Annotated in this window: 15 protein-coding genes; 7 read left to right on the forward strand and 8 right to left on the reverse strand. The window is 43.1% G+C overall.

The window, feature by feature from the left end; translation table 11 throughout:
* The first annotated feature begins 18 nt into the window (after positions 1 to 18).
* Positions 19 to 930: an endonuclease VIII gene (gene nei, locus ACXACN_RS14935; protein ID WP_474965541.1), complete on the forward strand. Its 912-nt coding sequence runs from the start codon at positions 19 to 21 to the stop codon at positions 928 to 930.
* 26 nt (positions 931 to 956) lie between these two features.
* Here nei and ACXACN_RS14940 read toward each other — a convergent pair whose 3' ends face one another.
* The 8 genes from ACXACN_RS14940 to rpmH all read right to left on the reverse strand — a co-directional run bounded on the left by ACXACN_RS14940 (position 957) and on the right by rpmH (position 8,706).
* Positions 957 to 1,451, reverse strand: coding sequence for a metallophosphoesterase family protein (locus ACXACN_RS14940; RefSeq protein ID WP_474965542.1), 495 nt, complete (start codon positions 1,449 to 1,451; stop codon positions 957 to 959).
* Between the two features lie 104 nt (positions 1,452 to 1,555).
* Positions 1,556 to 2,272 carry a 16S rRNA (guanine(527)-N(7))-methyltransferase RsmG gene (gene rsmG / locus ACXACN_RS14945; protein WP_474965544.1) on the reverse strand — a complete coding sequence of 239 codons (717 nt, stop codon included), beginning with the start codon at positions 2,270 to 2,272 and terminating at the stop codon, positions 1,556 to 1,558.
* Between the two features lie 17 nt (positions 2,273 to 2,289).
* On the reverse strand, positions 2,290 to 4,179 hold the full coding sequence (mnmG, locus tag ACXACN_RS14950) for a tRNA uridine-5-carboxymethylaminomethyl(34) synthesis enzyme MnmG (protein ID WP_474965546.1): 1,890 nt from the start codon (positions 4,177 to 4,179) through the stop codon (positions 2,290 to 2,292).
* 50 nt (positions 4,180 to 4,229) lie between these two features.
* Positions 4,230 to 5,606 (reverse strand): tRNA uridine-5-carboxymethylaminomethyl(34) synthesis GTPase MnmE, encoded by a 1,377-nt coding sequence (gene mnmE / locus ACXACN_RS14955; RefSeq protein WP_474965547.1) that lies wholly within the window; start codon positions 5,604 to 5,606, stop codon positions 4,230 to 4,232.
* Positions 5,607 to 6,464: 858 nt separating this feature from the next.
* A complete protein-coding gene (jag, locus tag ACXACN_RS14960; RefSeq protein ID WP_474965549.1) occupies positions 6,465 to 7,079 on the reverse strand; it encodes an RNA-binding cell elongation regulator Jag/EloR in 615 nt (204 codons plus the stop codon).
* Complete coding sequence (gene spoIIIJ / locus ACXACN_RS14965; RefSeq protein ID WP_089650737.1) at positions 7,079 to 7,837, reverse strand: YidC family membrane integrase SpoIIIJ; 759 nt, start codon at positions 7,835 to 7,837, stop codon at positions 7,079 to 7,081. The genes jag and spoIIIJ overlap by 1 nt, the downstream gene beginning before the upstream one ends.
* A gap of 112 nt (positions 7,838 to 7,949) precedes the next feature.
* Complete coding sequence (gene rnpA, locus ACXACN_RS14970; protein WP_474965550.1) at positions 7,950 to 8,303, reverse strand: ribonuclease P protein component; 354 nt, start codon at positions 8,301 to 8,303, stop codon at positions 7,950 to 7,952.
* A 265-nt stretch (positions 8,304 to 8,568) separates the two neighbouring features.
* Positions 8,569 to 8,706 carry a 50S ribosomal protein L34 gene (gene rpmH / locus ACXACN_RS14975; protein WP_160910483.1) on the reverse strand — a complete coding sequence of 46 codons (138 nt, stop codon included), beginning with the start codon at positions 8,704 to 8,706 and terminating at the stop codon, positions 8,569 to 8,571.
* A gap of 671 nt (positions 8,707 to 9,377) precedes the next feature.
* Here rpmH and dnaA point away from each other — a divergent pair.
* From dnaA to gyrB, 6 genes are all read left to right on the forward strand, one after another.
* Positions 9,378 to 10,733, forward strand: a complete 1,356-nt coding sequence (dnaA, locus tag ACXACN_RS14980; RefSeq protein WP_146814498.1) for a chromosomal replication initiator protein DnaA — start codon at positions 9,378 to 9,380, stop codon at positions 10,731 to 10,733.
* Positions 10,734 to 10,907: 174 nt separating this feature from the next.
* A complete protein-coding gene (gene dnaN, locus ACXACN_RS14985; protein WP_474965551.1) occupies positions 10,908 to 12,047 on the forward strand; it encodes a DNA polymerase III subunit beta in 1,140 nt (379 codons plus the stop codon).
* Positions 12,048 to 12,397: 350 nt separating this feature from the next.
* Complete coding sequence (gene yaaA / locus ACXACN_RS14990) at positions 12,398 to 12,619, forward strand: S4 domain-containing protein YaaA (RefSeq protein WP_474965553.1); 222 nt, start codon at positions 12,398 to 12,400, stop codon at positions 12,617 to 12,619.
* Between the two features lie 15 nt (positions 12,620 to 12,634).
* Entirely contained in the window at positions 12,635 to 13,753 is a 1,119-nt protein-coding gene (gene recF, locus ACXACN_RS14995) for a DNA replication/repair protein RecF (protein WP_474965555.1), read from the forward strand.
* A 9-nt stretch (positions 13,754 to 13,762) separates the two neighbouring features.
* Entirely contained in the window at positions 13,763 to 14,047 is a 285-nt protein-coding gene (gene remB, locus ACXACN_RS15000) for an extracellular matrix regulator RemB (protein ID WP_474965557.1), read from the forward strand.
* A 65-nt stretch (positions 14,048 to 14,112) separates the two neighbouring features.
* Positions 14,113 to 16,035, forward strand: a complete 1,923-nt coding sequence (gene gyrB, locus ACXACN_RS15005; protein WP_474965559.1) for a DNA topoisomerase (ATP-hydrolyzing) subunit B — start codon at positions 14,113 to 14,115, stop codon at positions 16,033 to 16,035.
* Positions 16,036 to 16,116 lie beyond the last annotated feature (81 nt).

The following is a 16,116-nucleotide window of genomic DNA, read 5'->3' on the forward strand; positions in this document are numbered from 1 at the left end:
TCGAAAGGAATGGAATAGATGCCAGAAGGACCAGAGATCAGACGAGCAGCCGATTCAGTCGAAAAAGCATTAAAAAACCGAGCCATCATCGATCTCCACTTTGCCTTTGAGCACTTACAAGGATATGAAGAAGTTCTACGCGGATCAACCGTCACAAAGGTCGACACAAAAGGGAAAGCGATGCTCATCCGCTTTGACAATGATCATGTCATTTATTCGCACAACCAATTGTATGGAAAATGGTACACCAGGAACGCTTACAACTATCCAAAAACAAACCGTCAATTACGGCTCGCCCTTCACAATGTAAAGAAGTCCGCCCTTCTTTACAGCGCTTCAGATATTGAAGTGCTAAAAGATGGAGAGGAGGAAGAACACCCCTTCCTTTCAAAGGTCGGGCCGGATCTTTTAAGTGAGAAAGTGACACCGGATGAGTTGTTTATTCGTTTTCAAGACAAAAGGTTTGTAAGAAGAAAATGGACTTCTCTATTACTCGATCAAGCATTCATCGGAGGAATAGGAAATTACTTGCGCAGTGAAATACTATTCGTAGCTGGGATCTCTCCATTCTCTAGACCAATGGATTGTACCAACAAACAGCTTCACCGTGCAGCCCAAGCGTGCATCGATCTCATGTGGCGTTCTTATGAAAACAAAGGGGTTACGAACGACCCAGCCCTTGCGGAAGAATTGAAAAAACAAGGTAAAAAGCGGTACGAATACAGAGCACTGGGTCTTCAACAGGGAAGGTCAATCGTGCCGGATCGATGGAACAGAAATTATCAAATTCCGTGCCGCTTCCAGGCGTTGCTACTACTGCCCGACATGCCAAAAAAATCCCGCTCCCTCATCGTAAAAGGAGCGGGATTTTTTATCTTCCTAAACAAGCTGATCTTGTGCCACCAGTTACACCTGCTTTTTTCCGTTTAAACGAAATAATTTCTCTAACATTTTCATCAGGATTTAAAAAAGATATGTTCAGCATGAATTCCTTCTTGAGCTAAAGAGAGTTTCCCAAATGAGTACATGGGCACGCGCCTTTTATCAGTAAGCGATCCCGGATTGAACAATAGCGTCTTCTTAAAGTAACGGAGAACCGGGATATGAGAGTGCCCGTAAATCAACACATCCAAGTCATCATCCTCGAAAGCTTCCAGCGCACGTTTTTCTGTCGTCTTTTTCTCTCCGTGGCCATGGACAAGTCCAACCCTGTATCCTTCCCATTCCAGCATTTGTTTGGCTGGGAATTTATTTTGAATATCCTCCCCGTCCACATTGCCATATACACCGTAAACAGGAGCATATTTTTTCAATGTTTCATATAGGTTTAAAGACTGCCAATCTCCAGCATGAATAATGGCATCTATGTCCTTCAATTCTTTCAAAAAACGCTCTGGAATCTGTTTCGCTTTTTTTGGCATATGCGTATCTGACAGCACGATGATCTCCATTCTTGCTCCCCTCCTTCCATGTCCTGCAACTCTCAGTTAATGTACTGTTTTTCCTATTCCCTAATAAAATAGCCTCTCTACCAGAGGCAGAGAGGCTAACGCTGTTATTGAATCGGTGTTTTATTCGGTGTTCCCGCTTTTCTCGGGTATTTCTTCGGTGTTTTTCTTCTTTTCTCAATGATAGCAATGTTCCGCTCACTGCCCTCTTCCGGCAATTCAAACGTGTGAACATCAAGCACTTCACCACCGACGGTTTGTATCGCAATCGAAGCGTCTTCCATTTCATCCTTCAAGTTCGGACCTTTCATCGCCATGAACCTGCCGCCTTTCGCAGTCAGCGGCAAACATAATTCACTTAGAACGGACATTCGCGCAACGGCGCGGGCCATCACAAGATCATAACTTTCACGGAAGTTCGCGTTTTTTCCGAAATTTTCGGCACGATCATGATAAAAAGCGACATCATCCAATTCCAACTCGTGGGCTAAGTGATTCAAAAATGTGATTCGTTTTTTCAAAGAATCGACAATCGTTACTTTCAACTGGGGAAAGACGATTTTTAAAGGCAAGCTTGGGAAACCGGCCCCCGCTCCAACATCACAAATGCGAAGCGGTTGATTGAAATCATAGTAGAAGGCGGCCGTTAGTGAATCGTAAAAGTGCTTCAAATAGACGCCTTCCTGATCGGTGATTGCAGTTAGGTTCATTTTTTCATTCCACTCGACGAGAATTTCAAAATACTTTTCGAACTGGCGCTGCTGGTGATTGTCGAGTTCGATGCCATGTCCTTGTAATGCTTTAAGAAAGGTGTTGATATCCATAAGTCCATCCTTTCAATTTATTCCCCGGATACGCGAGCGATTTTCCCTTGTTCGATGTAAACAAGCAGAATGGAAACGTCCGCCGGGTTTACCCCTGATACACGGGAAGCCTGCCCTACAGATAGAGGACGGACGGATTTCAAACGGTCACGCGCTTCTGTGGCAAGACCGTGAATCGCATCGTAATCAATGTCTTCAGGAATCTTTTTCGTCTCCATCTTCTTCATGCGGTCAATTTGTTCCAGGGCTTTTTTAATATAACCACTGTATTTCACCTGGATCTCCACCTGCTCTTTAACATCTTCAGGCAGGGAAACATCGCTTGGAGTCAAACGTTCCAAGTGACTGTAATTCATTTCTGGACGCTTCAGCAAATCAGTGGCACGGATGGCGTCTTTCAGTTTCGAGCCGCCCGCTTCTTCTATGACTGATTGAACCTCGTCCGTCTCTTTCAAAATGACTTTGTCGAGACGCTTTTTCTCTTCTTCAATCAATCGTTTCTTCTCAGTAAAACGCTCGTAGCGGTCTTCAGGAATCAAACCAAGCTGATAGCCGATTTCTGTTAGACGAAGATCCGCATTATCGTGACGAAGCATCAAGCGGAACTCCGCACGGGAAGTAAGCAGACGATACGGTTCACCCGTCCCTTTGGTCACAAGGTCATCAATCATGACGCCAATGTATCCTTGAGAACGGTCTAGAATCAATGGTTCAAGATCAAGCGCCTTCGCAGCTGCGTTGATTCCTGCCATCAACCCTTGCCCGGCTGCTTCTTCGTAACCGGAAGTACCGTTAAGCTGTCCAGCTGTAAACAGCCCTTCGATTTGTTTCGTTTCAAGTGTCGGCCATAACTGTGTAGGCACAACAGAATCATACTCAATCGCATAACCGGCACGCATGATTTCTGCTTTTTCAAGACCTGGAACAGTACGCATCATTTCATTCTGCACGTACTCTGGTAAAGAGGTGGAAAGACCTTGTACATAGACTTCTTCGGTATCTCTTCCCTCAGGTTCCAGGAAAATCTGGTGACGCGGTTTGTCATTGAAACGGACGATCTTATCTTCGATGGATGGACAGTAACGTGGACCTGTTCCTTTAATCGCTCCTGAGTACATCGCAGATAGTCCTAGGTTATCGTTAATGATTTTGTGCGTATCTTCGTTCGTATACGTTAGCCAGCACGGAATTTGATCGGTGATGAACTCTGTCGTTTCATAAGAAAAAGAACGTGGTTCTTCTTCCCCTGGCTGGATTTCCGTTTTGGAATAGTCGATGGTGTGACTATTGACGCGCATTGGTGTTCCAGTCTTGAAACGAACCATTTCAATACCCATCTCTTCCAATTGTTCAGAAAGAGATACGGTGGAACGCTGGTTGTTCGGGCCACTTTCATAAGATAAGTCGCCAATGATCACACGTCCGCGCATGAACGTCCCTGTCGTTACGATCACTGTTGGGGCGTAGTAGGCCGCTTTCGTTTCAGTCACGACCCCTTTCACCTGGTTATCTTCGACTAATACTTTTTCAACCATCGCCTGACGAAGTGTCAAGTTCTCCTGGTTTTCAAGGACTCGCTTCATTTCTTTGATATATAACGGTTTGTCTGCTTGCGCACGCAATGCGCGTACCGCAGGACCTTTTCTCGTATTCAATAGACGCATTTGAATGTGCGTTTTATCAATGACGCGCCCCATCGCTCCACCTAAAGCATCCACTTCACGGACAACGATCCCTTTCGCAGGACCACCAATGGACGGGTTACACGGCATAAAAGCAACAAGGTCGAGGTTCAAGGTCAGCATCAATGTCTTCGCTCCACGACGCGCGGCAGCAAGACCTGCTTCAACTCCGGCATGACCAGCACCAATAACAATTACATCATAATGCCCTGCATCATATGTCATTCGGATGACTCTCCTTTTTTAATATATTGAATATCGTTCACACAGAACGCTTATTTTCCTAAGCAGAATTGAGAGAATAGTTGATCGATTAAACTTTCGTGAACCGTATCCCCGACGATTTCCCCGAGGATCTCCCACGTCCTTGTCACATCGATCTGGACGACATCAAGCGGAACCCCCATTTCCATGCCGTTTTGGGCATCTTCAAGGGCTTGTTTCGCTTGTTTTAATAGCTGAACATGGCGGACATTCGAAACATACGTCATATCACCAGCATCAAGATCTCCTTCAAAGAATGTATCTCCAATCGCTTGTTCCAATTGGTCGATCCCTTCTTCACGGATCAAGGAGGTTGTAATTACTGGATGATCTCCGGCTAAATCTTTTACTTGATTAAGATTCAACTGTTGTTCCAAATCCGTTTTGTTGACGATAACGATGATATTCATATCCCGGATCGCTTCAAAAAGCTTTTCATCCTCTTCGCTCAGCTCATCCCCATAGTTTAACACAAACAGGATCAAGTCAGCTTCTTTTAGTACTTGCCTGGAACGTTCGACACCGATTCGTTCGACGATGTCTTCGGTTTCCCTAATTCCTGCTGTATCAACAAGACGAAGGGGAACACCACGGACGTTGACGTATTCTTCGATCACATCACGTGTCGTCCCGGGAACTTCAGTCACAATCGCCTTATTTTCATGGACAAGGGCATTCATCAAGGAGGATTTTCCGACGTTCGGACGACCAATGATCGCCGTACCCAGTCCTTCCCTTAAAATCTTCCCTTGTTTCGCGGTTTCAAGAATACGGGTGACTTCTCCGTGTACTTCTTTTGTTTTTTCTTCCATCATTTCATGAGACATCTCTTCGACATCATCATATTCCGGATAGTCGATGTTCACCTCGACATGAGCGAGTGTCTCAAGAAGCTTTTGTCGTAATTCCTGGATCAACTTCGATAATCGGCCGTCCATCTGCTTTAAAGCGACATCCATCGCCCGATCTGTCTTCGCGCGGATCAAGTCCATGACCGCTTCTGCCTGAGAAAGATCGATACGACCATTGAGGAAGGCCCGCTTCGTGAATTCTCCGGGTTCCGCTAATCTCGCACCACTTGCCAACACGATCTCTAAGAGACGATTCACAGAAACTAAACCGCCATGACAGTTGATCTCCACAATATCTTCTCTTGTAAAAGTTTTCGGGGCACGCATGACAGATACCATCACTTCTTCCGCCATTTCGCCCGACTCCGGGTCTATAATCTTTCCGTAATGCATGGTGTGGGAGTCGACCCCGTTCAAATCTTTCCCCTTAAAAAGGCTTGCAGCAATCGCCACAGCTTCGGGTCCACTTAAACGGACAATTGCGATCGCTCCTTCTCCCATTGGGGTCGAAATTGCGGTTATCGTATCTGTTTCCACACGCACTCACCTCCTGAAAAATGTTTGATTTATATTTATCCACAACAGGAATATTATTGTTGTCACTAACATACTACCTTACCACACCGCCACGTGTTTTGAAAAGATATCAACACGTATATTCCCTATTTCCGCTCCTTTTAGTTATCCACATGTGCATAACCCCTTCTATCATTTTCTCCACCATCCAAAAGAACAATACGAATACCAGCTATTTATTAAACAATATGGCAGGATTCTGTAAGACTCAATTTCGATACTTTCGTGGGGATTTAGGGGCGGAGGGAAAAGGTTCGCTTTCCGTGGGCGAGTGATGAGCCTCCTCGAGCTAAAGCTCTGTGGGGTCTCATCTACCACGCACTTCCCACAGGAGTCTCACCGTTTCCCTCCGCCCCTTTACTATATGAGGTTCTCGAAATCCCCTTTAAACCGTAATCGAACGACCCCTGTAATGAAGACCTGCTCCCCCACGCCGTTATCGAGTCGTTTTAACCAAAGATCCTGAACAAATAAAGCAAGAAAACAGGGTCTGGGAAACGTCCTCATGAAAACCGTATGGTGACACGAACGTGAATGTCTTTCTACTGACTGATTCAAAACACTCAAATTCGTCGTTTCCCTGACCCCGTATCCATGGCCAGGAATTGTGATTTATTATTTCAATTAAACAAGGCTTCCTTTAAGGATGTGCGGTGTGTGCTCACCGCGCTCCCGCGGAAAGCGATCTATTCCCCGCAGACCCCCTCCACTCAACAAAAGTCTCGAAACTGAGTCTTCAAGAAAAGGGAGCGTTTGTGAATGGGAGTCCATAAAAAATGCTTCTGTTCACGAGAGATGAACAGAAGCATGATAAAAACATTATTGAGGTCGGATGACGACGTGTCTGCGGGGATCATTCCCGTCAGAATCCGTCTCGACTTTTCTATGGTTTTGCAGCGCACTATGAATGATTTTTCTTTCGTACGACGGCATCGGTTCAAGCTTCACTTCCTGATTGGTACGTACTGCTTTTTCTGCCAGTCGGTGCGCGAGGTTTTCTAAAGTTTCTTTTCTTCGACCACGATAGCCTTCTGCGTCTAACATAACGGTGTAGAAGACATCGGATTCACGATTCACGACGAGCTGGGCCAAATATTGAAGGGAATTCAAAGTTTGCCCTCGCTTGCCGATCATCATTGCTATCTTTTCACCTTCAAGCTCCATATAAATGTCGCGTTGACGAAGCTCTGTTTTGACCTGGACAGGAGCGCCCATTTGTTCTGCTACTTCATGGATGAATGTTTCGACGTCCTGCACTGGATTTTTCTTAATAGATACTTTTGCTATCGCTGGTTTCGTACCAAAACCGAGAAATCCTTTTTTACCTTCATCAATGATCTCGACATCGACTTGATCTCTTGATGTGCGTAATTGCTCTAGTGCTGTTTGGATCGCCTCATCAACTGTAGTCCCCGTAGCAGTCCATTGCTTCACTAGTTTGCTCCTCCTGTCTCATCTTTCATCATTGGTTTACGAATGAAAATGGTTTGAAGAATCATAACAATGTTACCGACAATCCAGTACAACGCAAGGGCTGATGGGAAGAAGAATGCGAATGTACCGATCATCAAAGGCATGATGTAAAGCATCATTTGCATTTGTGGATTCTGTGCAGCCGCTCCCCCAGCCATCATCAATTTCTGCTGCAGGAATGTTGTTGCTGCTGTCAAAATCGCTAAGAATGGATCCGCTTGTCCAAGCTCAAGCCATAAGAAGTTATGGGTTTGGACCGCTTCTGTTCTCATAATTGCATGATAAAAACCAATCAAAATCGGCATTTGAACAATAATTGGCAAACAACCCGCGAGTGGATTGACACCATTTTTTTGGAAAAGCTGCATCGTTTCTTGTTGAAGCTTTTGTTGTGTCTGAGCATCTTTAGAAGAATATTTCTCTCTTAGTTCTTTCAATTCCGGTTGAATATCCTGCATGGCTTTTGAACTTTTCAGTTGTTTGACGTTCAAAGGCAAAAGCAAGAGACGAATAATGATGGTAACGATTATAATCGCCAACCCGTAGCTTCCATTCGTGGCATCGGCGAAAAATAACAATGTTTGTGACAATGGATAAACGATATATTCATTCCAAAATCCTGTACTATCCGAGGTGATCTCTTGGTTGACTTCCATACACCCGGATAGGAACGTAAGCACACCTGTCATCGCGACCAGGATGAGTAATTTATTCCGCAACGTTCCTTCCTCCTTACTGAAATCGCTCTTCTATCTTTTTTAAATATAAACCGATGAATGACTATACGACAATCATAAGTTTAGCATTAGTTGACACCATAATTCTATATGATTACGTGCGAATTTTTTTATTTAATAGCTTTGACCTTGATAACACATGGGTCAGGCTTTTCTTTATTTCATGAAATTCCATTTGGTTCGTCGGTTTACGGGCTATGACGACAAGGTCGTAATGCGGGTGGATCTCTTCTTCCAGTTCATGAAAAGCTTGCCGCAAATACCGTTTGATTTGGTTCCTCATAACCGCATGACCGATTTTCTTGCTGACGGATAATCCCATTCGAAAATGAGATTGCTCTTCCTTTTTCATATAATAAAGGACCAACTGGCGGTTGGCGAACGACTGCCCGCGACGAAAAACCTTTTGAAAATCTTCATTTTTTTTAATACGATAAGCTTTTTTCATCGAACACCCTCCAAAACTACAAACAAGAAGGCTTGGGCAGACCGTTTTTGCCTTCCACTATTCTCCCAGTAAGAGATCTTTTACCATTATGTAGGAAAACATCTCTTTTTATCCTTGTCTAAACTTTTAAGACCATCAAAGATCTATAAAGAAACAACGAGAAATTTTATGCTTTTCTTCTCTATAAAAAAACAAAAGAGGGACGTAAAACCGCCCCACTTTTGACCATATACTGAAAAAAAGACCACTGATTGTTTTCAGTGGCCTATGCTGATAGAACTTTTCTTCCTTTACGACGACGGCGGGCAAGAACATGACGACCGTTCTTACTGCTCATACGTGCACGGAAGCCGTGTACTTTTTTGCGCTTACGATTATTTGGTTGAAATGTGCGTTTACTCATTATATATACACCTCCTGAGGAAAATTCCAATAATACATCTAAAAGGCAGTCCCGATTAGTATAATAAATGGCTGTCACTTTTGTCAACTGTTATTTCCAAGTCAAACTTGAGAGATCTCCACCCGTTATATAACAGCCCTGTACTATAACAATTGACGATTCCTGTCATAAATAAGCGAACAAAAACTCCCCCTGGCGAACATTCACAGGATCTGTGTATAATTTAAACCTGCCTTTTTACTGTCCACAACAAATATCGACAAGAAAATCACAAAATATAGTGCTGTGGATGAGTTTTGTCTACAAGCCGTTGAAATTGTGGATAAGTTAGCGTGGACCATTGCAACTGCCGTTTTTATCTGGTATTATATTTGTGTTTAACCGTGAATGACTTCTGAACACCAAAAATCTTTTCCACAGATTGTGGATAACGTGTGGACAGTTATTAACACGACTGTTTATGTAGTTATGCACAGGAGTGTGGATATTGAAAATAACTTTCTAGAACTCTAGTAAAATCAACTTTCGGACATCCACATCCGATCAGAGGTTTTTTAACGATAGCTATTATACAAACCTTATACGAATGCCTTTCGATCCTTTTGCTACGTTCGAAAAAGAGAACGAAAGGTTTTTTTGTTTTCCACTGAAACAGAGAGGGGTGAGACAATTTGGAGAACATCAATGAATTATGGAACAATACGCTCGAGCAAATTAAAGAAAAAATCAGCAAACCGAGTTTCGAAACTTGGCTGAAAGCAACCAAAGCAGATTCTTTAAATGAAAATACGCTTACGATCGTTGCTCCGAATGAATTCGCCAGAGATTGGCTTGAAAATCAATACGAAAGCTTGATTACGGAAACTTTATACGAAGTGACAGGGGCGGAACTTGATACAAAGTTCATTATTCCGGAATCTAAAGACGACTCACTAGAAGATGTGAAACTATCATCTAAGAAAGTGCCGAATGTCAAAAACAACGGGAATGAAGAATCACCACAAAGCATGTTGAATTCTAAATATACGTTCGATACCTTTGTGATTGGATCAGGCAACCGTTTCGCTCATGCGGCGTCCCTGGCTGTCGCAGAAGCACCGGCCAAAGCTTATAATCCATTGTTTATCTATGGTGGCGTAGGGCTTGGTAAAACACACTTGATGCATGCGATCGGACACTATGTGCTCGACCATAACCCGAATGCCAAAGTCGTATATCTATCATCAGAGAAATTTACAAATGAATTTATTAACTCCATTCGAGACAACAAGGCCGTCAACTTCCGTAATAAATACCGGAGTGTCGACGTGCTTTTAATAGATGATATCCAATTCCTTGCTGGAAAAGAACAAACTCAGGAAGAGTTCTTCCATACGTTCAATACACTTCATGAAGAAAGCAAGCAGATTGTCATTTCCAGTGACCGTCCGCCAAAAGAAATTCCTACACTGGAAGATCGTCTCCGTTCAAGATTCGAATGGGGTCTCATTACAGACATCACACCACCTGATTTAGAAACTCGAATTGCCATCCTACGTAAAAAAGCAAAAGCAGAAGGGTTGGATATTCCAAACGAAGTGATGCTCTATATCGCTAATCAAATCGACACGAACATCCGCGAACTTGAAGGTGCGCTCATTCGTGTCGTTGCCTATTCTTCCTTAATCAATAGTGATATCAATGCATCCCTTGCAGCAGAAGCTCTGAAAGATATCATTCCTAGCTCGAAACCTAAGGTCATTACTATAGAAGCGATTCAAGAAATGGTCGGTGAGAAATACAATGTGAGATTGGAAGACTTCCCGGCGAAGAAGCGGACAAAATCCGTCGCCTTCCCTAGACAAATTGCAATGTATCTTTCCAGAGAATTAACGGATTTTTCATTGCCGAAGATAGGAGAAGAATTTGGAGGACGTGATCATACAACCGTCATTCATGCTCATGAAAAAATTTCAAAAATGGTCGCCGATGACCAACAGCTGCAAAAAGAATTGGACGAAATCCGTGAACAATTAAAATCTCACTAGTGGATAATGTGAATAGAGGTTGCACATTCATCAACACCCTATCCACATGTGGATAAACACACAGTGTAAAGGTTTGACCTTGTTATCCACATTTCCACAGCCCATACTAGTACTATTACTGCATTTTATATAAAAATAATTAATATATGCTCAAGTAGGAGGAGTGTATTCAAAATGAAATTCGTTATCCAAAGGGATCAATTAATCAATAGTGTCCAAAACGTCATGAAAGCTATCTCATCCAGAACGACGATCCCAATTCTTACCGGAATGAAACTCGAAGCCAGTGAAGAAGGAATTAAATTAACAGGTAGTGATTCAGATATCTCCATTGAATCTTTTATTCCTAGTGAAGAAGACGGAATCGTTTATGTAGAAAATATTGAACCAGGAAGCATTGTCCTTCAGGCTAAGTATTTTCCTGATATTGTACGTAAACTTCCTCAAAACACGGTGGAAATAGAAAGTGATCATACGCGTAATGTAACGATTCGTTCTGGAAATGCAGAATTCCATTTGAATGGACAGGACCCGGAAGAGTACCCGCAACTCCCACAGCTTCATACAGAAGAAAGCTTTGAACTGCCCATCGATCTACTGAAAAATTTGATTCGACAAACAGTTTTTGCTGTATCCACTTCTGAAACAAGACCAATCTTGACGGGTGTTCACGTGAAACTCGATGATGGACATCTTGAATTTATTGCGACTGACAGCCACCGGTTAGCATCAAGAAAAATTCCATTGGAGCAGCCAGAAGGAAAATCCTTGCCGGCTGTTGTCATTCCTGGTAAAAGCTTGACTGAATTGAATAAGATTCTTGATGATTCTGAAGAAACGATTGAAGTGAGTGTGACCGATAATCAGGTGTTATTCCGGACGAAACATCTGTACTTCCTGTCTCGCTTGCTCGATGGAAATTATCCGGAAACTTCACGCCTGATCCCTGAACAAAGTAAAACCATCGTTAAAATTGATACGAAGGAATTGTTGCAGTCGGTGGATCGTGCGTCTCTACTTGCGAAAGAGAACCGGAACAATGTCGTTCGTTTAATTACTAAAGAAGATAATCATCTTGAGATTACCGGAAATTCCCCTGAAGTCGGAAATGTTGTCGAAGAAGTGATGGCGACTGTTGTCGACGGAGAGGATCTTAAAATTTCCTTCAGTGCCAAGTACATGATGGATGCACTGAAAGCGGTGGATTATGATCAAGTGAAAGTTGAGTTTACAGGAGCGATGCGTCCGTTTTTAATTCGTCCCGTTGATGACGACCAAATCTTACAATTGATTCTCCCGGTAAGAACTTATTAAATTTAGTAAAAAGGTAAAGGTAAGAAGGTGCTTTATGTTTTGCATAGAGCACCTTTTTCATTTGGTTTAGATTTCTATCTCTCAACTTGTAAACCCTAAGGTGGACGAGGTTTTGTTAATAACCGTTCGTTTTCACGACAGTAATTAGTTAGCCCTCTAAGTATTAGGGTGAATGGCAAGGATCGAAGTCGAACGAAATCTGGAATAATTAGGATATAAAGAGGTTGATATGTCAGTGAATGAGAGATGAAAGAGGTACACAGTCCTGTTTCTTTCTCTCACACTTTCTTTACACACCTATCTTTAGTAAAATGAAAGATAGGTGAATTCATGAAATAGGGTGAAATGATATGAACGAAGAGATCGGGATCAGTACAGAATATATTCCATTAGGGAAATTTTTAAAGTTGGCTAATATTGTCGAATCTGGTGGAATGGTGAAAATTTTCTTGTCGGAATTTGAAGTTTATGTAAACGGAGAAATTGACAATCGTCGTGGCCGCAAACTGTATGTGGGCGATACAGTAGAAGTTGAAGAATTCGGCAGCTTCACTGTTGTCAAAGAAGCTTAGGTCAGGAGTTCTTCTATGTATATCCATGAGTTATCATTACGTTCGTACAGGAACTATGATGAACTCTCCTTGACGTTTGACCATAAGATCAATGTCATCATTGGTGAAAATGCCCAGGGAAAGACCAATCTGATGGAAGCGATCTATGTCCTTGCTTTTACAAGATCCCATCGTACGCCGAGAGATAAAGAACTGATACAGTGGGATGCAGAGTATGGTAAAATAAAAGGGAGTATATTTAAACGTAATCGCCGTTTCCCTCTGGAAATTGTTGTTTCTAAAAAAGGGAAAAAAGCGAAATTGAATCATATCGAGCAGAAGCGTCTGAGTGACTACATCGGCGCTTTGAACGTGGTCATGTTTGCACCTGAGGATCTCAATCTTGTAAAGGGGAGTCCTCAGGTGCGTCGTCGGTTTATTGACATGGAAATCGGCCAAATACAACCCACATATATTTATCACTTAGGTCAATACCAGAAGATTCTCAGACAGCGAAATCATCTGTTGAAAGACTTGCAACGAAAGCCGGGAGCGGACCGGACGATGCTCGGTGTTTTGACAGAGCAGTTAATTGAACATGCAACGACGATTGTCGAACGCCGGTTTAAATTCCTGCAGCTTCTCCGGTCGTGGGCAACACCGATTCACGAAGGAATCAGTCGGCAACTGGAGAAACTTGAAATTGCTTATGATGCGAGTGTACGAGTATCAGAGGATATGAATTTGGAAACAATAAAAGATACATTCTCCGAAAAGTTTCAAGAAATTGAATCAAAAGAAGTGGAACGCGGGACGACGTTGGCAGGACCACACCGGGATGATCTAGTGTTTTACGTGAACGGAAAAGACGTCCAAACGTATGGATCACAGGGCCAACAAAGGACAACGGCATTGTCTTTGAAACTCGCTGAAATTGAACTGATTCATAGTGAAGTAGGTGAGTACCCGATCTTGCTTCTTGATGACGTACTTAGTGAACTGGATGACTTCAGGCAATCGCACTTGCTTCACACGATCCAAGGGAAAGTGCAGACGTTTGTTTCTACGACGAGTATCGATGGAATAGAACATGAGGCACTGGAACAGGCAGAAATTTTCCGCGTGAGAGAAGGAACGATAGACATAGAGAAATGAGGTGGCGAATTGTTCATTCATATTGGCGATGATCACGTCATCCAATCGAAGGATGTTGTGGCAATCATTGATCATAGTTTGATTTCATCTTCTTCGATCATCGAAGAAATGATTCATAATCAGCGTAAGGAAAAACAGGTCATTGAAACGGAAGACCATCAGGCGAAAGCGATAGTGATTACGAATGATGTCATCTATTTCAGCCCACTATCTGTTTACACCTTGAAAAAACGAGCGAACATGATGACCACACTGAACAAACTGGAAGATTTCTCGGAAGAGTCCGAATTATAATATACCGATAGATGAGAGACGTAAGGGATTAGAGATAAACCACTTGAGAAATGTAGGTGAGTACCATGAAGGAAGATATTATCGAAGAGCAGCAGGCATATGATGAGAGTCAAATACAGGTACTGGAAGGATTAGAAGCGGTAAGAAAACGTCCAGGCATGTATATTGGTTCCACCAACGAGAAAGGCCTTCACCACCTCGTATGGGAAATTGTCGATAACAGTATCGATGAAGCAATGGCCGGTTTTTGCGATCATATTCAAGTCGCGATTGAAAAAGACAACAGCATTACGGTTACCGATAACGGCCGTGGTATTCCAGTCGGGATCCAGGAGAAAACGGGACGTCCAGCTGTTGAAGTCATTTTGACCGTTCTTCACGCCGGAGGTAAGTTCGGCGGGGGCGGTTATAAAGTATCCGGAGGACTCCATGGTGTAGGGGCGTCCGTCGTAAACGCCTTATCTACGAAACTAGAAGTGTTCGTCCATCGTGATGGGAAAATCCATTACCAGGCTTATCACCGTGGTGTTCCTGAAGAAGACTTGAAGGTGATCGGAGAGACTGATCAGACAGGAACACGCATCCAATTCAAACCAGATGTTGAAATCTTCTCAGAGACACAGGAATATAAGTTTGAGATTCTTGCTAATCGTTTGCGGGAGCTTGCTTTCCTAAACAAAGGCCTTACGATCACGATTGAAGATAAACGTACGGATGAAGAGCCTGTGAATTACTATTTCGAAGGCGGAATCCTTTCCTACGTTGAACACATGAACCGCACACGTGAAACGCTGCATGATGCCTTCTTCATTGAGGATGAACAAGATGAGATTTCCATTGAAATCGCCATGCAGTACAACGACGGATTTGCGAGCAATATTTATTCCTATGCCAACAACATTCATACGTATGAAGGCGGGACACACGAATCTGGTTTCAAGACCGGTTTGACACGTGTGATTAACGACTATGCGCGTAAAAATAATATGTTTAAAGAGACGGATCCGAATTTGACAGGAGACGATGTCAGGGAAGGTTTGACAGCAATTATCTCAATCAAACACCCGGACCCGCAGTTCGAAGGTCAGACAAAGACGAAACTCGGTAACAGTGAAGCCCGTACGGTTACAGACTCTTTGTTCTCTGAAAGCTTCACAAAGTTCCTTTTCGAAAATCCGAACATGGCGAAAACGATTGTTGAAAAAGGTTTGATGGCTTCAAGAGCAAGGATGGCTGCCAAGAAAGCCCGTGAATTGACGCGCCGTAAAAATGCGCTAGAGGTTTCCAATTTGCCCGGGAAATTGGCGGACTGTTCTTCCAAAGATGCCAACATCTCTGAACTTTATATCGTTGAGGGTGACTCTGCCGGTGGATCTGCCAAGCAGGGGCGGGATCGTCATTTCCAGGCCATTTTGCCATTGCGTGGTAAAATCATTAACGTTGAAAAAGCACGCCTGGATAAAATCCTTTCCAACAACGAAGTACGTGCCATCATCACAGCCCTTGGAACTGGAATCGGTGAAGAATTCGATATTTCTAAGGCGCGCTATCATAAAATCGTCATCATGACCGATGCCGATGTGGATGGTGCCCACATCCGTACTTTACTATTGACGTTCTTCTATCGTTATATGCGTCCATTGATTGAACATGGCTATATTTATATCGCTCAGCCGCCACTTTACAAGATCCAGCAAGGAAAAGCGATCTACTACACTTACAGTGATAAGCAGCTGGATGTGAAGATGGCAGAACTGTCCAGCTCACCGAAGCCTAGTGTTCAACGTTACAAGGGTCTTGGAGAGATGAATCCAGAACAACTTTGGGAAACGACGATGGACCCCGAAACGAGGACGATGCTTCAGGTCAGCTTAGAAGATGCCATGGGGGCAGATGAGACCTTCGACATTCTTATGGGAGACAAAGTCGAACCTCGCCGTAACTTCATTCAAGAGAACGCCCAATATGTACAAAACCTTGATGTTTAATATAAATCGAATGTCATGAAAGAACGGGAAAGGGAGTCGAATATTTCCTTTCCCCTTTTAGGTAACTAGGAGGTAAAAAGA

The sequence above is a fragment of the Halobacillus sp. AWM4_238 genome (genome assembly GCF_056158265.1).